Origin of the sequence: Enterobacter sichuanensis, from assembly GCF_002939185.1 — a bacterium.
Classification (GTDB): domain Bacteria; phylum Pseudomonadota; class Gammaproteobacteria; order Enterobacterales; family Enterobacteriaceae; genus Enterobacter; species Enterobacter sichuanensis.
Map to the genome: position 1 here is coordinate 1 of NZ_POVL01000041.1, position 20,011 is coordinate 20,011.

Below are 20,011 nucleotides of genomic sequence, written 5' to 3' on the forward strand. Positions count from 1 at the left end.
TAACACCCAGTTGTGACTATTGCATGACGCCCGGCAGGCAATAAAAAAGGCCGCTTTACAGCGGCCAACCATGTCGAAACGGACATTTTTTATACTGCAACGCCCCCCTTCCGGGGAGCAGAGAGGACTTACTTAATGATGGATTTCAGTGCTTCGCCGATATCCGCCAGGCTGCGAACGGTTTTCACGCCTGCGGCTTCCAGCGCGGCAAATTTCTCATCAGCCGTACCTTTACCACCGGCGATGATTGCGCCTGCGTGACCCATACGTTTACCTTTCGGTGCAGTCACGCCCGCGATGTAGCCGACAACAGGCTTGGTCACGTGTTCTTTGATGTAAGCAGCCGCTTCTTCTTCTGCGCTACCACCGATCTCACCGATCATGACGATCGCTTCGGTCTGTGGATCTTCCTGGAACAGCTTCAGGATGTCGATGAAGTTAGAGCCCGGGATTGGGTCACCGCCGATGCCCACACAGGTGGACTGGCCGAAGCCGTAATCGGTCGTCTGCTTAACCGCTTCATAGGTCAGGGTACCGGAACGGGAAACGATACCCACTTTGCCCGGCTTATGAATGTGGCCCGGCATGATGCCGATTTTGCATTCGCCCGGGGTGATAACGCCTGGGCAGTTCGGGCCGATCATGCGCACGCCCGCTTCGTCCAGCTTCACTTTCACGGTCAGCATATCCAGCGTCGGGATGCCTTCAGTAATGGTGATAATAAGCTTAATGCCTGCATCGATGGCTTCCAGAATAGAGTCTTTGCAGAACGGAGCCGGAACGTAGATCACGGTCGCGGTGGCGCCCGTCGCTTCTACAGCTTCACGCACGGTGTTGAACACCGGCAGACCCAGGTGCGTGGTGCCGCCTTTACCTGGCGTTACGCCGCCAACCATCTGCGTACCGTAGGCAATCGCCTGTTCAGAGTGGAAAGTCCCCTGGCTACCGGTGAAGCCCTGGCAGATAACCTTGGTATCTTTATTAATTAAAACTGACATTATTTCCCCTCCACTGCGGCAACAACCTGCTGAGCTGCATCCGTCAGACTTTTCGCTGCAATAATATTCAGGCCGCTGTCAGCCAGTTTTTTCGCGCCGAGTTCAGCGTTGTTACCTTCCAGACGTACAACAACCGGAACGTTAACGCCCACTTCTTCTACCGCACCGATAATACCGTCAGCGATCAGGTCGCAACGTACGATGCCGCCGAAGATGTTAACCAGAACGGCCTTCACATTGTCGTCGGAGAGAATGATTTTGAACGCTTCGGTTACGCGCTCTTTGGTTGCGCCACCGCCTACGTCGAGGAAGTTTGCTGGCTCGCCGCCGTGCAGCTTAACGATGTCCATGGTGCCCATTGCCAGGCCCGCACCGTTAACCATGCAGCCGATGTTGCCATCCAGCGCCACGTAGTTCAGCTCCCACTGTGCAGCTTGCGCTTCACGTGGATCTTCCTGAGACTGGTCGCGCATTTCACGCAGATCCGGCTGGCGGAACAGGGCGTTACCGTCAGCGCCCAGTTTGCCGTCGAGGCAGATCAGATCGCCCTGAGTGGTAATCACCAGCGGGTTGATCTCGATCAGCGCCAGGTCGCGCTCCAGGAAGATCGTCGCCAGACCCATGAAGATCTTGGTGAACTGCTGAACCAGTTTGCCTTCCAGACCCAGTTTGAACGCCAGCTCACGACCCTGGTAAGGCATTGGACCTGCCAGCGGATCGATAGCCACTTTGTGGATCAGGTGTGGGGTCTCTTCCGCCACTTTTTCGATTTCCACGCCGCCTTCAGTAGACGCCATGAACACCACGCGACGGGAGCTACGGTCAACCACCGCGCCCAGGTACAGCTCTTTCGCGATATCAGTCGCCGCTTCAACCAGGATCTGGTTAACCGGCTGGCCGTTCGCGTCTGTCTGGTAGGTCACCAGACGCTTGCCGAGCCAATGTTCAGCAAACGCACGAATCTCTTCTTTGCTCTTAACAACCTTCACACCGCCCGCTTTACCACGGCCACCAGCGTGAACCTGACACTTAACTACCCACGGGCCGGAACCGATTTTAGATGCGGCTTCTTCTGCTTCACGCGGGGTAGTACAGGCATAACCCACCGGAGCCGGTAAGCCATACCGGGCAAACAGCTGTTTGGCCTGATATTCATGTAAGTTCATGTGTTCTATCCATCCTTCAGGGTAATCGTTATCTTCAAACCTGTAGACCGGTGCGGTCTGTGTGCCGGATGGCGCTACGCTTATCCGGCCTACAGGGCAGGTGATGCTAAATGGTTACTAGACGTCCAGCAGCAGACGCGTTGGATCTTCCAGCAGCTCTTTAATGGCGACCAGGAAGCCCACGGATTCGCGGCCGTCGATCAGGCGGTGGTCGTAAGAGAGCGCCAGGTACATCATTGGCAGGATCTCCACTTTACCGTCTACCGCCATAGGACGATCTTTAATGGCATGCATACCCAGGATCGCGCTCTGTGGCGGGTTGATGATTGGGGTAGACATCAGTGAACCGAATACACCGCCGTTGGTAATGGTGAAGTTACCGCCGGTCAGATCTTCTACGGTCAGCTTGCCGTCGCGGCCTTTCACAGCCAACTCTTTGATATTTTTCTCAATGTCAGCCATACCCAGGGTATCAACATCACGCAGGACCGGAGTCACCAGGCCACGTGGGGTCGAAACCGCCATGCTGACGTCGAAGTAGTTGTGGTAAACCACGTCATCGCCATCGATGGACGCATTCACTTCCGGGTAGCGTTTCAGCGCTTCAACCACCGCTTTCACGTAGAAGGACATAAAGCCCAGACGGATACCGTGACGTTTTTCGAAGGCGTCACCGTACTGCTTACGCAGGTCCATGATTGGCTTCATGTTCACTTCGTTGAAAGTGGTCAACATCGCCGTGGAATTTTTCGCTTCCAGCAGACGCTCAGCCACACGCTTACGCAGGCGAGTCATAGGAACACGTTTTTCGCTGCGCGCGCCCAGAGCAGGCTGGGCTGCAGGGGCTGCCGCTGGCGCTTTCGCTTCTGCCTGAGCAGGCGCTTTCGCCAGGTGTTTGTCGATGTCTTCGCGGGTCAGACGACCGCCCACACCAGTGCCTTTGATGGCTGCCGGGTCAAGGCTGTGTTCAGCCAGCAGGCGACGGATCGCCGGGCTGAGCGCGTCGTTAGACTGTTCTTCCAGAGAAGCCTGCTGGCGCTGAGCCGGGGTAGAGGCTTTCTCTTCAGATTTCGCGCTGGACTCTTTGCCCGCGCTGTTGCCTTCACGCAGGCGACCCAGGATCTGACGAGAGGTGACGGTGGTACCTTCATCTTCCAGCACCGCGTCCAGAACGCCATCCGCCGAAGCCGGTACTTCCAGTACCACTTTGTCAGTTTCGATTTCTACCAGCACTTCATCACGCTTAACGGCATCGCCTGGTTTTTTGTGCCAGGTAGCGACGGTCGCATCTGCTACAGATTCAGGCAGGTCGGGAACAAGAATATCTACGCTACTCATTATGTATCCTTTAATTAATCGACGTTCAGCGCGTCATTGACCAGATCTTGTTGCTGCTTCTGGTGAACGGACATATACCCTACCGCCGGAGAGGCGGAGGCCGGGCGACCTGCATAGCGCAGGGCTGACCCAAATGGAATCACTTCACGGAAATGATGCTGGCTGCAGTACCATGCGCCCTGGTTGAGCGGCTCTTCCTGGCACCAGACAAAATCATGTACGTGAGCGTACGGTTTCAGCGCTTCCTGCACCGCCTGGTGCGGGAACGGATAAAGCTGTTCGATACGCACGATGGCGACATCTTTCTGATCGTTCTTACGGCGCTGTTCCAGCAGGTCGTAATAAACCTTACCAGAACACATCACCACGCGCTTCACAGCCTGCGGATCCAGCTCATCAATTTCACCGATAGCCGGCAGGAAGGTGCCGTTGGCCAGTTCATCCAGGCTGGAGACCGCCAGCGGATGACGCAGCAGGGATTTAGGCGACATCACCACCAGCGGACGGCGCATACCGCGCAGCGCCTGACGACGCAGCATGTGGTAAACCTGAGCCGGGGTTGACGGTACACAGACCTGCATGTTCTGCTCAGCGCAGAGCTGCAGATAACGTTCCAGACGCGCGGAGGAGTGTTCCGGGCCCTGACCTTCATAACCGTGCGGCAGCAGCATCACCAGGCCACACATACGGCCCCATTTCTGCTCGCCGGAAGAGATGAACTGGTCGATAACCACCTGCGCGCCGTTGGCGAAGTCACCGAACTGCGCTTCCCAGATAGTCAGGGTACGCGGTTCAGCCGTGGCGTAACCGTATTCGAAGGCCAGCACCGCTTCTTCAGACAGCACGGAGTCCCAGACCTTGAACTGGCCCTGACCGTTGTGCACGTGCTGCAGCGGGGTGTACGTTGAACCGTTGGACTGGTTATGCACGACCGCGTGACGGTGGAAGAAGGTGCCACGGCCCGCATCTTCACCGGACAGACGAACAGGAATACCTTCGTCAACCAGTGTCGCGTAAGCCAGCGTTTCCGCGCCGCCCCAGTCGAACAGCTTCTCGCCTGCGGCCATAGCCTGGCGATCAGCATAAATTTTTGCCACGCGAGACTGCATCTCAATAGCGTCTGGTACGGTGCTGATGCGTTTAGCCAGCTCCTGCAGGCGCTTCATCTCGACCTTGTTCGGGTAGCTCTCATCCCACTCGTGGTTGAGGTACGGCGACCAGGTAAAGGAGTGCATGTTCATCGGACGCAGCTCTTTCACCACGCATTCACCTGCATCCAGCGCGTCGCGGTAGAGGTTGACCATCTCGGTCGCATCTTCCAGCGTCGCCACTTTTTCGCTTTCCAGCTTGTCAGCGTAGATTTTGCGCGGGGTCGGGTGTTTTTTGATTTTCTGGTACATCAACGGCTGGGTTGCACTCGGCTCGTCGGCTTCGTTGTGGCCGTGACGGCGGTAGCAGAACAGGTCGATGAACACATCGCGTTTGAAGGTGTTACGGAAGTCCAGCGCCAGACGGGTCACGAAGGCGACCGCTTCCGGATCGTCCGCATTAACGTGGAAGATCGGCGCCTGAACCATCTTACCGATGTCGGTACAGTATGGGGTAGAACGCGCATCCAGCGGGTTAGAGGTGGTGAAGCCCACCTGGTTATTGATGACGATACGCACGGTACCGCCCACTTCATAACCACGCGCTTTAGACATGTTCAGGGTTTCCTGAACCACGCCCTGCCCGGTGACCGCGGCGTCACCGTGGATGGTAATTGGCAGCACTTTATTACTGCTTGGCTCGTCCAGACGATCCAGACGCGCACGAACGGAACCGATAACCACCGGGCTGACGATCTCCAGGTGTGACGGGTTAAACGCCAGCGCCAGGTGAACCAGACCGCCTTCGGTTTCGATATCAGACGAGAAGCCCATGTGATACTTCACGTCGCCGGTGCCAAGGTGTTCTTTATGTTTGCCCGCGAATTCGTCGAACAGGTCCTGCGGTTTTTTACCCAGCACGTTGACCAGTACGTTCAGACGACCACGGTGCGCCATGCCCAGCACCACTTCACGGGTGCCGCTCTTGCCTGCGTGACGAATCAGCTCTTTCAGCATCGGCACCAGCGCATCGCCGCCTTCCAGCGAGAAGCGTTTTGCGCCCGGGAATTTCGCGCCCAGATAGCGCTCAAGCCCTTCCGCTGCCGTCAGTTCATTGAGGAAGCGTTTTTTCTCGTCAGCCGAGAAGGTCGCGTGGCCTGCTACGGATTCGATACGCTGCTGGATCCAGCGTTTCTCTTCGGTAGAGGTAATGTGCATGTATTCCGCGCCGATGGAGCCGCAGTAGGTTTGCTTGAGCGCGTCAATCAGATCGCCCAACTTCATCGTGTCTTTGCCGATGGCAAAGGAACCTACGTTAAAGCTTTCCTGGAAATCGGCCTCGGTCAGATCGTGATACGCCGGATCGAGATCGGCCACACGGTCTTGTTTCCACAGTCCCAGCGGATCGAGATTCGCATGCTGGTGACCACGGAAGCGATAAGCGTTGATAAGCTGCAGGACTTTAACCTGCTTCGCATTGGTGTCAGGGTCGGAAATCGCAGAAGAGTAACGTGAGGCATCCTTCGCCAGACGACGGAAATAATCACGTGTTTTGGAATGGAATTGATCCGGTTTGACTCCCGTGCCAGGCAACTGCTGGAACATGGAACGCCAGTTTGCGTCCACTGAGTCAGGATCGGTTAAGAAGTCTTCATAGAGCTGTTCTATCCAGCTCTGGTTGGCACCAGAGAGGTAAGAAGAGTCCAGCCAGGCTTTCATTGCGCCGTTCTGCATCGTGATCCCTTAAGCATTTTTATGCTTACTTTCGCCGTAGAAACTACCACGTACACACCGTGTACGTGCCGGGGTTCACCTGCGAGCTCTTTTCATTTGGCCCGCGAAGGAACCTTTAGAAACTGTCTAAACGTCAGGGCAGTTTTTAAAGGTTTCTGCATTTTGCCCGGTGGCGCTACGCTTACCGGGCCTACAGACTCGTAGGCCGGATAAGCGCAGCGCTGTCCGGCAAATTTACTTACGCACTGCGCTGCAGCAGCATCGACTTAATATGGCCGATGGCGCGCGTCGGGTTCAGCCCCTTCGGACACACACTGACGCAGTTCATGATGCTATGGCAGCGGAATACGCTGAAAGCGTCACTCAGTCCTTCCAGACGGCTTTCGGTTTCGGTGTCGCGGCTATCGATCAGGAAGCGATAGGCAGCCAGCAGACCGGCCGGGCCGATAAACTTGTCCGGGTTCCACCAGAACGACGGGCAGGACGTTGAACAACATGCACAAAGAATACACTCGTACAACCCATCGAGTTTTTCACGCTGCTCAGGAGACTGTAAGTGCTCACGAGCGGGTGGATTTTGCCCATTATTCAATAAGTAAGGCTTAATCTTCTCATATTGTGCATAGAATTGCCCCATGTCTACCACCAAATCACGCACGACCGGCAGACCTGGCAGAGGACGGATAACAATTTTCTGACCCGGACGCTGCAGCGCTGAAATTGGCGTGATGCAGGCCAGGCCATTTTTGCCGTTCATGTTCACACCGTCAGAGCCACAGACCCCTTCACGGCAGGAGCGACGGAACGACAGGGTCGGATCTTTCTCTTTCAGCTGGATTAAGGCATCCAGCAGCATCATGTCACGACCTTCTTCCGCTTCCAGGGTGTAGTCCTGCATACGCGGAGCATCATCAACATCCGGGTTATAACGATAAACTGAGAATTCGAGTTTCATTATCCTGTCTCCGCATTAGTAAGTACGAATCTTCGGCGGGAACGCCGGACGCAGTTTCGGTTCCATATTGACGCTACGACGCGTCATGGATTCCGACTCTGGCAGATACAGGGAATGGCACAGCCAGTTTTCATCGTCACGCTCCGGGAAGTCGAAGCGGCTATGGGCGCCACGGCTTTCGGTACGGAAGTTTGCCGCCATCGCGGTCGCGAACGCGGTTTCCATCAGGTTATCCAGCTCCAGACACTCTACGCGCTGGGTGTTGAACTCGCTGGAGGTGTCATCCAGACGGGCGTTTTTGAGACGCTCGCGGATCGCTTTCAGCTGCTCAAGACCTTTGGCCATCGCGTCGCCTTCGCGGAATACCGAGAAGTTGTGCTGCATGCACTCCTGCAGCGCTTTACGGATTTCCACCGGATCTTCGCCGTTACGGTTGCCGTTCCAGCGGTTGAGGCGTTCAAGAGAAGCATCAATTTCGTCGTCGGTCGCATCACGCAGCGCACCCTGCTCGGCAATGGATTCCTGCAGATGCAGACCCACCGCACGACCAAACACCACCAGGTCCAGCAGGGAGTTGCCGCCCAGACGGTTAGCACCGTGTACCGATACGCAGGCGATTTCGCCCACTGCGAACAGGCCAGGGATAACCACATCTTCGCCCTGCTCGTTTACGGTCAGCGCCTGCCCGGTCACTTTGGTCGGAATACCGCCCATCATGTAGTGGCAGGTTGGGATGACAGGGATCGGCTCTTTCACCGGGTCGACGTGCGCGAAGGTGCGCGACAGTTCCAGGATGCCCGGCAGACGGGATTCCAGCACCTCTTTACCCAGGTGGTCGAGTTTCAGCTTCGCGTGAGGACCCCATGGGCCATCACAGCCGCGGCCTTCACGGATTTCGATCATGATGGAACGCGCCACCACGTCACGACCCGCCAGGTCTTTCGCATTCGGGGCATAACGCTCCATAAAGCGCTCGCCGTGTTTGTTCAGCAGGTAACCCCCTTCACCGCGGCAACCTTCCGTTACCAGCACGCCCGCACCGGCGATACCGGTTGGGTGGAACTGCCACATCTCCATATCCTGCACCGGCACGCCCGCGCGGATAGCCATACCGACCCCGTCACCGGTGTTGATGTGAGCATTGGTGGTGGACTGGTAAATACGGCCTGCACCACCGGTCGCCAGCACGGTTGCGCGGGCTTTGAAGTAAACGACTTCACCGGTTTCGATGCACAGTGCGGTACAACCGACGATTGCGCCATCGGCGTTTTTCACCAGATCCAGCGCGTACCACTCGGAGAAGATGGTGGTGTGATTTTTCAGGTTCTGCTGATACAGGGTGTGCAGCAGTGCGTGACCGGTACGGTCAGCCGCCGCCGCGGTACGTGCCGCCTGCTCGCCGCCGAAGTTTTTCGACTGGCCGCCAAACGGACGCTGATAGATGGTGCCATTTTCCAGACGGGAGAACGGCAGACCCATGTGGTCCAGCTCCAGAATCGCTTCCGGGCCGGTCTTACACATATATTCGATGGCATCCTGGTCACCGATGTAATCGGAACCTTTTACCGTATCGTACATGTGCCATTCCCAGTTATCTTCATGGGAGTTACCCAGCGCAACGGTAATACCGCCCTGCGCAGACACAGTATGGGAACGGGTTGGGAAGACTTTAGAGAGCAGCGCACAGCTCTGGCCGCTCTGGGAAATTTGCAGTGCGGCACGCATACCTGCGCCACCCGCACCAATGACGACAGCATCAAATTCTCTGACTGGCAGTTTCATTACACACCCCACACCACAACAAATCCATAAATAACGTAAACCACCAGAGCAACAACAATGGCCAGCTGCAGAGGGAGGCGAATCGCCAGAGGTTTAACGTAATCGGTCAGCACCTGCCACATACCAATCCAGGCATGAATAAGGATGGAGAACAGCGCCAGCAAGGTGAACACTTTGGTGAAGGCCGATCCGAAGAACCCACTCCAGATTTCCCACGTAAGCTCCCCGCTGGTGGCGAAGAAACCGATCATATAGATGATGTAAAGGGTGAGAACGATGGCGGTAGCACGGACCAGAATGAAGTCATGTACGCCGTTGCGTCCTAATGCGGAGGCGTTGCTTACCATACGAGAACTCCTGCGAGAAGTGAAAGCACGACTGTAATCACAAATGAAATGTTAGCGGAGCGTTTCCCGGCTTCGAAGGTCTCTTCGAGATAGCCAAAGTCCATCAGCATATGGCGAACACCCACCACAACGTGGTACGCCAGTGCGGTCAGAATGCCCCACATGATGAATTTCACGAAGAAGCTGTTCATGATGGCCGAGGCCTGGAGGAATCCTTCAGGGGAAGAGAGGCTGGTACCCAGTAACCACAGCAGAATGCCGACCGCCACAAACGTAATCACACCTGAAACACGGTGCAGAATGGACGCTATTGCTGTTACAGGGAACCGGATCGTTTTCAGATCCAGATTGACAGGTCTTTGTTTTTTCACATTTCTTATCATGAATAACGCCCACATGCTGTTCTTATTGTTTCCTTCCTCCGGACTGCGATGCGGGTCAAGCAGCGTTCCTTTTCTATAACTGCGCGTCATGCAAAACATTGCTTCCAGATGCTAAAACGACACGTTACAACGCTGGGTGGCTCGGGATTGCAGGGTGTTCCGGAGACCTGGCGGCAGTATAGGCCGTTCACAAAATCATTACAATTAACCTACATACAGTTTGTTGGGTTTTCTCTGGAACAGTGATCAGGGTCACGATAACAACATCTTTTTAATTTTTAATCATCTGATTTGACAAATGTTAAACAATATTGTTACAAACGTCATCAGAAAAGGCATATAATGCGCAAAAGTTATGAGGTCTGTCTTTCACCTGACAAATAGTTATGTAACAGTGTGATGGTATTGACCGAAGTTATCAGGACAGTTATTAGTGATATACAGGTTTGAATAATTCGGACTGCAAAAACGCTGATTTGCTGTGGTTTCACTGATATTTCATTCGTTTACCTGCAAGGCGCCATAGCTCTGTACCCTGGTTTGTCCTCGTGAGCTGAGCGGTAAGCCAAATAACAATCTGGTAACGATGATTAACAGCTGAAGGCAAATCCGGTAAAGCGCAGTCTTAAGCATAAGGCGCTAAGGAGACCGTAAATGGCTGATACTAAGGCAAAACTCACCCTAAATGGTGATGATGCTATTGAACTGGATGTGCTAAAAGGCACGCTCGGTCAGGATGTTATTGATATCCGTACGCTGGGTTCCAAAGGGATGTTTACCTTTGACCCTGGATTTACTTCTACCGCATCTTGCGAATCCAAAATCACCTTCATTGACGGTGACGAAGGTATCCTGCTCCATCGCGGCTTCCCTATCGATCAGTTAGCCACCGAATCCAACTATCTGGAAGTGTGCTACATCCTGCTGAACGGCGAAAAACCGACACAGGCTCAGTTCGATGAATTTAAAACCACCGTGACCCGTCACACCATGATCCATGAGCAGATCACCCGTCTGTTCCATGCGTTCCGTCGTGACTCTCACCCGATGGCGGTGATGTGCGGGATTACCGGTGCGCTGGCGGCGTTTTACCACGACTCTCTGGACGTGAATAACCCGCGTCACCGTGAAATCGCCGCTTACCGTCTGCTGTCCAAAATGCCTACCATGGCGGCGATGTGTTACAAATACTCCATCGGCCAGCCGTTTGTGTACCCACGCAATGACCTCTCCTACGCGGGTAACTTCCTGCGCATGATGTTCTCCACGCCGTGCGAAGAGTACGAAGTGAACCCGGTGCTGGAACGCGCAATGGACCGTATTCTGATCCTGCACGCTGACCACGAACAGAACGCATCGACCTCTACCGTCCGTACCGCAGGCTCTTCAGGCGCTAACCCGTTCGCCTGTATCGCTGCGGGCATCGCCTCCCTGTGGGGACCGGCGCACGGCGGCGCGAACGAAGCAGCACTGAAGATGCTGGAAGAGATCAGCACCGTTGAGCACATTCCTGAATTCGTGCGTCGTGCGAAAGATAAGAATGACTCCTTCCGCCTGATGGGCTTCGGTCACCGTGTTTACAAAAACTACGACCCACGCGCAACCGTAATGCGCGAGACCTGCCACGAAGTGCTGAAAGAGCTGGGCACGAAAGATGATCTGCTGGAAGTGGCGATGGAGCTGGAACACATCGCGCTGAACGACCCGTATTTCATCGAGAAGAAACTCTATCCGAACGTCGATTTCTACTCTGGCATTATTCTGAAAGCGATGGGTATTCCGTCCTCCATGTTCACCGTGATCTTCGCCATGGCCCGTACCGTTGGCTGGATTGCGCACTGGAACGAAATGCACAGCGAAGGCATGAAAATCGCCCGTCCTCGTCAGCTGTACACCGGCTACGAGCAGCGTGATTTTAAGTCTGATCTGAAGCGCTAAAAGACAAGCCCGGTGGCGCTACCGCTTACCGGGCCTACAAATGCGAAACGTAGGCCGGGTAAGGCGTAGCCGCTACCAGGCTTTTTTATTTTTGACAATGTGGACACCAGTAAAACGGTCTTGAGGAGAGCATTGTCCTCTCTATAATCCCGCCGCACCGCTCGCACTTCTTCCCCGCCCGATGAAACACCTTAAAGCGGAACAGCGCCCCGTGATGCTTGTTCTCATCCACCACGCCACGCGTGTTATACGACAGACGCGGAATATCCAGCAGCGCATGAGAGAGCGCCTCCAGCTGGTCATCGCTTAACTCAGACGCTTTGTGCTGGGGCGCCAGCCCGACTTCCCAGAGGATTTCCACCCGCAGGTAGTTGCCAAGTCCGGCCAGAAACGCCTGATCGAGGAATAACCCGGAAAATTGCCGGTTGCGGAATTTGGGAGACAACAAGCGGGCTTTGACATCGCTCGCCGTCAGGCGCATATCCAGCACGTCAGGCCCGACCCGCTGTAAGAACGGGTGCGTAAGCAGTTGCTCAGGCGTTAACATTTCGATATCAGATGCGCTGTACAGCAGTATCGCTTTCTCTGCCGTTTGCAGCCTGACGCGCAGCACGCGGGTGGTTTGCGGCTGTTCATCCGCGTTAACCACGCGCCACACGCCGTAAAGCTGGTTGTGGCTATATAACGTCAGGTTATGGGAAAAGTGCGTAAGCAACGCTTTTCCGCGCGTTTCAATATGCGTCACCGTTTGCCCCACCAGCGGGGCTTCAAACGGTTTCAGTTGAGGGAAAGCAAACCAGACATCCGTCAGCGGTTTACCTTTTATCGCCGCCTCGAGGCTATCCGCCGCGCGACGGATCTCCGGGCCTTCTGGCATTTTTCTGTCCTTATGATGATCAGGCGCTAACGAGAATACCTTGCTCTGCAAAAGCCGCCCGTAAGCGGCGCGCAAACTGCAGCGCATGTTCGCCATCGCCGTGTAAACAAACCGTTTCCGCCTGTACGCTGGCCGTTGAGCCATCCGTCGCGTTGACGGTCCCCTCACGCACCATCTGAAGGGTCTGCGCCAGCGCCTGAGACGCATCGGTGATTAACGCGCCGGGCTGGGACCGGGAGACCAGGCTACCATCAGGCAAATACCCTCTGTCGGCAAAGACTTCCTGACGCGTGGTTAACCCCAGACGCTGCCCCGCACGAATAAGCTCGCTTCCCGCCAGGCCAACCAGTATCAGCTGCGGGTTGCAGTCCCGTACCGCGCGGGCGATGGCGTCAGCCAGAACGGGATCTTTTGCAGCCTGATTGTAGAGCATGCCGTGCGGCTTCACGTGACGCAGCACCCCCTTCTCGGCGCGAACAATCGCCTCCAGTGCGCCTGTCTGATAGAGCGTCTGGGCGTAAACCGTCTCCGGTGGGAGATCCATCGCGGTACGGCCAAAATTCTCCCGATCCGGAAAGCTCGGGTGAGCCCCCACCGCCACGCCGTTTTTGATGGCGTTTCGCACGCTCTCAAGCATCGTTTGGGCATCGCCCGCGTGAAAACCGCAGGCAATGTTGACCGACGAAACCAGCGTCATCAGTTCAGCGTCAGCACTACCGCCCTCGCCCAGATCGGCGTTTAAATCAATCTTTACCATCGAGCCTCCACGCCAGTTGTTCCAGATAACGCTGCTGATCCTGACGCGCCTTGAGCGCCTCCTCCAGCGAACATTGCACGAAGTGAATCGGCTGCCCCAGGGGGATTTGCGCCAGATGGTAGCGATCGGCTTCAATAATGCAGGCAATACGCGGATAACCGCCCGTTGTTTGCGCGTCATTCATCAACACTATCGGTTGACCGTTCCCCGGCACCTGGATGACGCCGGGCAATAAGCCGTGGGAAAGCAATTCACGCTCTGTCGTACGGGTCAGTGGCTGCCCCTGCAAACGGTACCCCATGCGGTTACTTTGTGGGCTGAGCTTCCACGGCGAGCGCCAGAAGGACTCTTTAGAGACCTCGTCGAACTCATGGTATTCCGGCCCCGGTAAGGCGCGGATCTGGTTGCCCCAGAGCAGTTGCTTCACCCCCTGAGCCGTCGAGAAGTGGCGCGCGGAGGGGTGAATCGCCAGACGGTCGCCATCGCGCAGCAACCGTCCTTCGTGACCGCCAATGCCGGCTTTCTGATCGGTACTGGCTGACCCCAGCACCTCCGGCACGTCAATCCCGCCCGCGACCGCAAGATAGCTGCGCACCCCGTGCAGAGGACGCTTAAGCGTTAAACGCTGTCCGGCTTTCGCCCGCAGCCGCCAGCCGGTCCAGACCGCTTTGCCATCCAGCGTGGCATCGCACCCTGCCCCGGTTAAGGCAAACCAGGTCTCCTGACCAAACTCAATGACACACTGCCCGAGCGTAATTTCGAGCGCAGCCGTATTGCCGGGGTTGCCCACCAGCACATTAGCAATCTCCAGCGCGGGCCTGTCCAGCGCGCCGCAATAGCTCACGCCAGACTGGCGCATGCCAAAGCGGCCCGCATCCTGAACGGAAGTGTAAAGCCCGGCGCGAATAAGCGTTAACATACCCCCTCCTTCTGCGGAATAAAGCGGAGGGTATCGCCGGCACGCAACAGGACCGGCGATGCCTGTCCGGGTTCAAATAACGGCATGGTCGTATGTCCGATAAGCTGCCAGCCGCCAGGCGAAGCCAGGGGATAAATACCGGTCTGCTCGCCGCCTATTGCGACGGTGCCAGCCGGTACACTCAGGCGAGGCTCCGCGCGACGCGGCGTATGCAGCCGCGGGGAGAGCCCGCCAAGGTACGGGAAGCCCGGCTGAAACCCCAGGAACCAGACAACGTAATCAACCGAAGCGTGCAGCTCGACGACCTGCTTTTCCGTTAACCCGCAGTGTTCCGCGACAAACGGGAGATCGGGTCCCCCTGTGCCACCGTACACCACCGGGATCTCAATCGTTCTGGAGTCAGGCTCCAGCGCTTCACTCTCTTCCCACCAGCGCTGTAAACGTTCGATAGCATCCAGCGCCAGCGTGTGCGGGCTACGCAGCACGACGGTAATGTTATTCATACCTGGAATGGCCTCAACCACCTCTGGCATGTCGGCCAGACGCTGGGTCAGCCGCCAGATTCGCTTTTGCGTCGCCAGCGTAACAGGCGGCTCCAGCTCCAGTACCACTGCGGTTTCACCCAGAAGATAACAACGCGCTCGCTGCACTTAACTACCTCTCATCAGGCCGGATTAGGGATATCAATAAAAGTCACATCCAGATCGGTATTTTCCGTCAGCCACTCGCTGAGGGCGCGAATGCCGCCACGCTCCGTCGCATGGTGGCCTGCCGCGTAGAAATGGAGCTCCTGCTCCCGGGCGGAGTGAACCGTCTGCTCAGAAACTTCACCGGTAATAAACGCATCGACACCGAAGCGCGCGGCGCTATCGATAAAACCTTGCCCGCCACCTGTACACCAGGCGACACGCTTCACAAGATCGGGTCCGGTGTCTCCACACCACAAGGGACGACGCCCGAGACGCGCTTCTATCCATGAGGCCAATTCCAGCCCCGGCACCGGCATCGCCAACTCGCCCCACGGCACCAGCGGCTCAATTTCCCCCATCACGGTTATGCCTAATAATCGCGCCAGCTGGACGTTATTCCCCAGCTCCGGGTGCGCGTCCAGCGGCAGATGGTAACCGTACAGGTTGATGTCATTCGCCAGCAGCGTTTTCAGACGGTTGCGCTTCATACCGCGGATAATTGGCGATTCGTTTTTCCAGAAGTAGCCGTGATGAACAATCACCGCGTCGGCTTCCTGACGAACTGCCTCGTCCAGCAGCGCCTGGCTTGCCGTCACGCCGGTGATAATTTTCTGCACCGTTTCGCGTCCTTCCACCTGCAGACCATTCGGACCGTAGTCGCTAAAGGAGACGGTATTCAGTTTTTCGTTAATCAGGCTTTCCAGTTCGCTGTTTTTCATCATCACTCTCTCAAGCTTTGCGGGCGGCTTCATAGGCCGCCAGCGTGGCGACGCGCGCCTGTTTATGGTCGACAATCGGGCGCGGATAATCGAGCTTCACGCCCTGTTTATCCGCCCATGTCCACGGGTCGTGGATCGCTTTAGCAGGAACATTCCTGAGCGCGGGTAACCAGCGGCGAATAAAGTCGCCGTTAGCATCAAATTTTTGCCCCTGGGTCGTGGGATTAAAAATGCGGAAATAAGGGGCCGCATCGGTACCGGTAGAGGCCGCCCACTGCCAGCCGCCGTTATTCGCCGCCAGATCGCCATCGATCAGCCGGGAAATAAAATAGCGCTCCCCGACACGCCAGTCGATAAGCAGATCTTTCACCAGGAAGCTGGCGGTAATCATCCGCAGGCGGTTGTGCATCCACCCGGTTTCATTCAGCTGGCGCATTGCGGCATCCACAATCGGATAGCCTGTCTCACCTTTCTGCCAGGCCTCTAAAAGCGCCACATCGTGCTGCCATTTTACGTTATCGGTCCATGAAATGAATGGTCGATGCTTACATAAATCAGGGTGATACGTCCTAAGATGGCGATAAAACTCTCGCCAGATAAGTTCGTTCAGCCACACCGAGCCTGAGCCACCATCCAGCGCCTGAGGTTGCTCGGCCAGAAGACGATGTAAACACTGGCGAGGAGAAAGGACGCCCAACGCCAGGCTCGCGGATAAACGGCTGGTTCCTTCAATCGCCGGGAAATCCCTGCGCGCGTCATAGTCTCCTGCGCCCTGTTTGCAAAACTGGCGCAGCTTCGCGATAGCCGCCTTCTCGTTTGCGGGAAACAGAAGCGCATCGAATGCCTGTTGGGGATAGTTAAACGTTAATTCAGGCAGATCGGTTATGGCATCCCCTCTGGTGGACGGCGCGGGTACACTCTCCGGCAGCGCCTCTTTAAGGCGTTTCACAAAGGCATTTTTAAAGGGCGTAAACACCTTGTACATTTCATGGCCGCCGGTCATGACGCTGCCCGGCGCCAGCATCACGCCGTCATCAAATCCCTGACACTGAACACCGCTCAGTAACGTCTCCAGCTGACGATCCCGCTGACGCTCGTTCAGTTCGTACTGGTAGTTATAAAAAAGATGCGTGACATCGTTCTGCTGGCAGACTTCCTGTATCGTCAGAAGCTGCGCAGCGAAGTCACTGACCTCTTTATAAATCAATGGAATGCCTTTTTCGGCTAGCGAGCGTTGCAAGTCGTTCAGATGTGCGCTGAGAAAAGCCGCCTGTCGCGGCGCCATATCATGCTGCTGCCACTGGCCAGGCGTAGCGATAAACAGCGCCAGCACCCTGGCATCCTGAGAGCGGCAGGCTGCCGCGAGAGCGATGTTGTCATGTACGCGCAGATCCGCGCGAAACCAAACCAGATGGGTGGGCATAAAACTCCAGGCAAATATCCATTATGTCCGTAAGGGCACGCCACCAAAGGAAAAAGCGGCGAGCTTTTACTGTACTTTGCCATGAAGTGTAGACGGGATGAAATAAAAAAGGCCGCCCGAGGCGGCCTTAACGCTACTTGTCCTGCGCTATCGAGGTGAAAGCAATGAACGAAATCGGTTCATCACGCTTTACCACAAGTACGCTGGCGACAATGAACGCAATGCATATATAGCGTTTCACTATGCGGTCCCTGCAGCTAACCGCTCCACCGTTCACCACCGGTTATAAATCGGTGGACACAAGCTCTGTGTGGAGCCTGACTCACGGTTGTGGAAATACCTCTCCCGTGACCGGTGCCCATTTGCGAGATGGCGGAAAGGGACGCTGCATAGTAATCTCCGCACGAACGAAGCGTAATCCATTGCAATTGTTTTTAAGAATATATTTAGGATCCAAGCGTTTGAATCTTCAGCTTGCAGAAGTATGCTTAAAAACCTCTGTGTGAGAGCCTGAAAAATCACCCAACGGACCGCGAATCCCGAGGAACAAAAAACCGCCACATTGCTGTTGGCGGTTTTTTTATTGCTGTGTGTCGTCTTAGTATCAGTAGAAATCGCAGGTCGCTTTCTCGGCCTGGTCCATCCACACCGGCTTCTCGCTGGTTTTCGCCCAGACGCGGTGTAGATAGCTGTAAAAACGTGCACGATCTTTCCAGAACAGCATCACCGGCAGGGCCAGTACACCAGCCACTACGGCGAAAGTGCGACGCATGAACACGATATGAGCCGGATACTCTTTATAAAGATCCATATTTTCTCCCCTATAGTTGGCCGGAAACGTCATCCGGAAAATTCAAAATCTGTGACCTGGCTAAAATAATATCGCTTTGTTTGTAATTTTACTACTCATCCGACCACTTATTTTCGTCTGTTTAGTGAAAATTTACCTTCACGCCGTAATTAAGTTACAAAAAAGTTAACGATTTACTTATCAATAGTTAAATTGTGGCTTTTGCCATTTTTATACTTTTTTTACACCCGCCCTTCTCATTTTTGCGAAATCTTTGCGCCGGAAATCCTACCGTTAGAGCAACAACAAAAGTCACCCGGAGGTGGATTGTGAGTGCAGGTCTTATTACCGGCATCGTGCTGGTGTTCCTGTTATTGGGTTATCTGGTTTATGCCCTGATTAACGCGGAGGCATTCTGATGGCTGCTCAGGCGTTTTTGCTTATTGCCAGCTTCTTGGCGGTATTGTTCATTCTGGCAAGGCCGCTGGGATCGGTACTGGCACGGCTGATTAACAAGGTCCCCTTGCCCGGCACGGGAAGCGTTGAAAAAGGGATCTGGCGTGTACTGGGAATCGACGATCGGGAGATGAACTGGCGTGAATACCTGTTCGCCATTCTGCTGCTGAACGTCTCGGGGCTCATTGCGCTTTTTGCCATGCTGATGCTGCAGGGCAGCCTGCCGCTGAATCCGCAACACTTACCGGGTTTGTCCTGGCATCTTGCGCTGAACACGGCGGTCAGCTTTGTCACCAACACCAACTGGCAGTCCTATGCCGGTGAAACCTCGCTCAGCTACTTCAGCCAGATGGCCGGGTTAACCGTGCAGAACTTCCTCTCTGCTGCCAGCGGTATCGCGGTGATCTTCGCCCTGACGCGTGCGTTTGCGCGTCAAAAAATCAGTACCCTGGGAAATGCCTGGGTCGATCTGACACGCATTACCCTGTGGATCCTGCTGCCGATTGCGCTGCTGATCGCGCTGTTCTTTATTCAGCAAGGCTCCCTGCAAAACCTGCTGCCTTACACGCCATATACCTCCCTTGAAGGCGCAAAACAGCTCCTGCCGATGGGGCCAGTGGCGTCACAGGAGGCCATCAAGATGCTGGGGACGAACGGGGGTGGTTTCTTTAACGCCAACTCGTCGCATCCGTTTGAAAACCCCACCGCACTGACCAATTTTGTGCAGATGCTGGCGATCTTCCTGATCCCCGCCGCGCTCTGCTTCGCCTTTGGCGACGTGGTCAACGATCGCCGTCAGGGGCGCACCCTGCTCTGGACCATGTCGCTTATCTTTGTGGTCTGCGTAGCGCTGGTGATGTGGGCCGAATGGCAGGGTAATCCGCACTTCCTTTCACTGGGTGCCGATAGCGCGATCAACATGGAAGGGAAAGAGAGCCGCTTTGGCATTCTCGCCAGCAGTCTGTATGCGGTGGTCACTACGGCAGCCTCTTGCGGGGCGGTTAACGCCATGCATGACTCGTTTACCGCACTGGGTGGCATGATCCCGATGTGGCTGATGCAAATTGGCGAAGTGGTGTTTGGCGGCGTGGGCTCCGGTCTTTACGGCATGCTGCTGTTCGTACTGCTGGCGGTGTTTATTGCCGGTCTGATGATTGGCCGCACCCCGGAATACCTGGGTAAAAAAATCGACGTTCGCGAGATGAAATTAACCGCGCTGGCGATTCTGGTCACCCCGGCGCTTGTACTGCTCGGCACCGCACTGGCCCTGATGACCGAGGCCGGACGCAGCGGCATTTTTAACCCCGGGATCCACGGCTTTAGCGAAGTGCTCTATGCCGTCTCTTCTGCCGCCAACAACAACGGCAGCGCCTTTGCAGGCTTAAGCGCCAACTCACCGTTCTGGAACTGTCTGCTGGCGTTCTGCATGTTTGTGGGTCGCTTCGGGATCATTGTGCCGGTAATGGCGATTGCCGGATCGCTGGTGAATAAAAAAATTCAACCGACCACTACCGGCACATTGCCGACCCACGGCGCGCTGTTTATCGGCCTGCTGACGGGCACTGTGTTGCTGGTCGGCGCCCTGACCTTTATCCCCGCCCTCGCGTTAGGCCCGGTCGCGGAATACCTCTCTTTACGCTGATTTTGCGGAG

The 20,011-nt window shown here is 55.6% G+C and carries 18 protein-coding genes; 3 read left to right on the forward strand and 15 right to left on the reverse strand.

Features of this window, described 5'->3' with window-relative positions:
• Positions 1-128 precede the first annotated feature (128 nt).
• From sucD to sdhC, 8 genes are all read right to left on the reverse strand, one after another.
• Entirely contained in the window at positions 129-998 is an 870-nt protein-coding gene (sucD, locus tag C5687_RS17150) for a succinate--CoA ligase subunit alpha (RefSeq protein WP_008501094.1), read from the reverse strand.
• The gene (gene sucC / locus C5687_RS17155; protein WP_006809579.1) at positions 998-2,164 is read right to left on the reverse strand and encodes an ADP-forming succinate--CoA ligase subunit beta; all 1,167 of its coding nucleotides are present in this window, start codon (positions 2,162-2,164) and stop codon (positions 998-1,000) included. Before sucC ends, sucD begins: the two co-directional genes overlap by 1 nt.
• 117 nt (positions 2,165-2,281) lie before the next feature.
• The gene (odhB, locus tag C5687_RS17160; protein ID WP_047958039.1) at positions 2,282-3,502 is read right to left on the reverse strand and encodes a 2-oxoglutarate dehydrogenase complex dihydrolipoyllysine-residue succinyltransferase; all 1,221 of its coding nucleotides are present in this window, start codon (positions 3,500-3,502) and stop codon (positions 2,282-2,284) included.
• 14 nt (positions 3,503-3,516) lie between these two features.
• Entirely contained in the window at positions 3,517-6,324 is a 2,808-nt protein-coding gene (gene sucA, locus C5687_RS17165; RefSeq protein ID WP_045286158.1) for a 2-oxoglutarate dehydrogenase E1 component, read from the reverse strand.
• 238 nt (positions 6,325-6,562) lie between these two features.
• On the reverse strand, positions 6,563-7,279 hold the full coding sequence (sdhB, locus tag C5687_RS17170; RefSeq protein ID WP_014883037.1) for a succinate dehydrogenase iron-sulfur subunit SdhB: 717 nt from the start codon (positions 7,277-7,279) through the stop codon (positions 6,563-6,565).
• A gap of 15 nt (positions 7,280-7,294) precedes the next feature.
• The gene (gene sdhA / locus C5687_RS17175; RefSeq protein ID WP_025756374.1) at positions 7,295-9,061 is read right to left on the reverse strand and encodes a succinate dehydrogenase flavoprotein subunit; all 1,767 of its coding nucleotides are present in this window, start codon (positions 9,059-9,061) and stop codon (positions 7,295-7,297) included.
• Positions 9,061-9,408, reverse strand: coding sequence for a succinate dehydrogenase membrane anchor subunit (sdhD, locus tag C5687_RS17180; RefSeq protein ID WP_012016623.1), 348 nt, complete (start codon positions 9,406-9,408; stop codon positions 9,061-9,063). Before sdhD ends, sdhA begins: the two co-directional genes overlap by 1 nt.
• On the reverse strand, positions 9,402-9,806 hold the full coding sequence (sdhC, locus tag C5687_RS17185) for a succinate dehydrogenase cytochrome b556 subunit (RefSeq protein WP_020684965.1): 405 nt from the start codon (positions 9,804-9,806) through the stop codon (positions 9,402-9,404). The genes sdhD and sdhC overlap by 7 nt, the downstream gene beginning before the upstream one ends.
• A 639-nt stretch (positions 9,807-10,445) precedes the next feature.
• On the opposite strand from sdhC, the gene C5687_RS17200 reads away from it, so the two are divergent.
• A complete protein-coding gene (locus tag C5687_RS17200) occupies positions 10,446-11,729 on the forward strand; it encodes a citrate synthase (RefSeq protein WP_025756373.1) in 1,284 nt (427 codons plus the stop codon).
• Positions 11,730-11,814: 85 nt separating this feature from the next.
• On the opposite strand, the gene nei is transcribed toward C5687_RS17200, so the two are convergent.
• From nei to C5687_RS17235, 7 genes are all read right to left on the reverse strand, one after another.
• The gene (nei, locus tag C5687_RS17205; protein WP_104557435.1) at positions 11,815-12,606 is read right to left on the reverse strand and encodes an endonuclease VIII; all 792 of its coding nucleotides are present in this window, start codon (positions 12,604-12,606) and stop codon (positions 11,815-11,817) included.
• A 19-nt stretch (positions 12,607-12,625) separates the two neighbouring features.
• Positions 12,626-13,363 (reverse strand): 5-oxoprolinase subunit PxpA, encoded by a 738-nt coding sequence (gene pxpA / locus C5687_RS17210; protein ID WP_059386115.1) that lies wholly within the window; start codon positions 13,361-13,363, stop codon positions 12,626-12,628.
• A complete protein-coding gene (gene pxpC / locus C5687_RS17215) occupies positions 13,350-14,282 on the reverse strand; it encodes a 5-oxoprolinase subunit PxpC (RefSeq protein WP_059386057.1) in 933 nt (310 codons plus the stop codon). Before pxpC ends, pxpA begins: the two co-directional genes overlap by 14 nt.
• Positions 14,276-14,932: a 5-oxoprolinase subunit PxpB gene (gene pxpB, locus C5687_RS17220; protein WP_104557436.1), complete on the reverse strand. Its 657-nt coding sequence runs from the start codon at positions 14,930-14,932 to the stop codon at positions 14,276-14,278. The genes pxpC and pxpB overlap by 7 nt, the downstream gene beginning before the upstream one ends.
• 14 nt (positions 14,933-14,946) lie before the next feature.
• Entirely contained in the window at positions 14,947-15,690 is a 744-nt protein-coding gene (locus C5687_RS17225) for a type 2 GTP cyclohydrolase I (protein ID WP_059386114.1), read from the reverse strand.
• Positions 15,691-15,700: 10 nt separating this feature from the next.
• Positions 15,701-17,113, reverse strand: coding sequence for a deoxyribodipyrimidine photo-lyase (gene phrB / locus C5687_RS17230; protein ID WP_104557437.1), 1,413 nt, complete (start codon positions 17,111-17,113; stop codon positions 15,701-15,703).
• A 604-nt stretch (positions 17,114-17,717) separates the two neighbouring features.
• Complete coding sequence (locus C5687_RS17235; RefSeq protein ID WP_014069366.1) at positions 17,718-17,924, reverse strand: YbfA family protein; 207 nt, start codon at positions 17,922-17,924, stop codon at positions 17,718-17,720.
• Between the two features lie 308 nt (positions 17,925-18,232).
• On the opposite strand from C5687_RS17235, the gene kdpF reads away from it, so the two are divergent.
• Both kdpF and kdpA read left to right on the forward strand, forming a co-directional pair.
• The gene (gene kdpF / locus C5687_RS17240) at positions 18,233-18,322 is read left to right on the forward strand and encodes a K(+)-transporting ATPase subunit F (RefSeq protein WP_015386886.1); all 90 of its coding nucleotides are present in this window, start codon (positions 18,233-18,235) and stop codon (positions 18,320-18,322) included.
• The gene (kdpA, locus tag C5687_RS17245; RefSeq protein WP_104557438.1) at positions 18,322-20,001 is read left to right on the forward strand and encodes a potassium-transporting ATPase subunit KdpA; all 1,680 of its coding nucleotides are present in this window, start codon (positions 18,322-18,324) and stop codon (positions 19,999-20,001) included. The genes kdpF and kdpA overlap by 1 nt, the downstream gene beginning before the upstream one ends.
• The last annotated feature ends 10 nt before the right edge of the window (positions 20,002-20,011 follow it).

Coding starts and splice junctions, on each gene's coding strand:
- sucD (WP_008501094.1), bottom strand. CDS start 998: ATGTCAGTTTTAATTAATAAAGATACCAAGGTTATCTGCCAGGGCTTC.
- sucC (WP_006809579.1), bottom strand. CDS start 2,164: ATGAACTTACATGAATATCAGGCCAAACAGCTGTTTGCCCGGTATGGC.
- odhB (WP_047958039.1), bottom strand. CDS start 3,502: ATGAGTAGCGTAGATATTCTTGTTCCCGACCTGCCTGAATCTGTAGCA.
- sucA (WP_045286158.1), bottom strand. CDS start 6,324: ATGCAGAACGGCGCAATGAAAGCCTGGCTGGACTCTTCTTACCTCTCT.
- sdhB (WP_014883037.1), bottom strand. CDS start 7,279: ATGAAACTCGAATTCTCAGTTTATCGTTATAACCCGGATGTTGATGAT.
- sdhA (WP_025756374.1), bottom strand. CDS start 9,061: ATGAAACTGCCAGTCAGAGAATTTGATGCTGTCGTCATTGGTGCGGGT.
- sdhD (WP_012016623.1), bottom strand. CDS start 9,408: ATGGTAAGCAACGCCTCCGCATTAGGACGCAACGGCGTACATGACTTC.
- sdhC (WP_020684965.1), bottom strand. CDS start 9,806: ATGTGGGCGTTATTCATGATAAGAAATGTGAAAAAACAAAGACCTGTC.
- C5687_RS17200 (WP_025756373.1), top strand. CDS start 10,446: ATGGCTGATACTAAGGCAAAACTCACCCTAAATGGTGATGATGCTATT.
- nei (WP_104557435.1), bottom strand. CDS start 12,606: ATGCCAGAAGGCCCGGAGATCCGTCGCGCGGCGGATAGCCTCGAGGCG.
- pxpA (WP_059386115.1), bottom strand. CDS start 13,363: ATGGTAAAGATTGATTTAAACGCCGATCTGGGCGAGGGCGGTAGTGCT.
- pxpC (WP_059386057.1), bottom strand. CDS start 14,282: ATGTTAACGCTTATTCGCGCCGGGCTTTACACTTCCGTTCAGGATGCG.
- C5687_RS17225 (WP_059386114.1), bottom strand. CDS start 15,690: ATGAAAAACAGCGAACTGGAAAGCCTGATTAACGAAAAACTGAATACC.
- phrB (WP_104557437.1), bottom strand. CDS start 17,113: ATGCCCACCCATCTGGTTTGGTTTCGCGCGGATCTGCGCGTACATGAC.
- C5687_RS17235 (WP_014069366.1), bottom strand. CDS start 17,924: ATGGATCTTTATAAAGAGTATCCGGCTCATATCGTGTTCATGCGTCGC.
- kdpA (WP_104557438.1), top strand. CDS start 18,322: ATGGCTGCTCAGGCGTTTTTGCTTATTGCCAGCTTCTTGGCGGTATTG.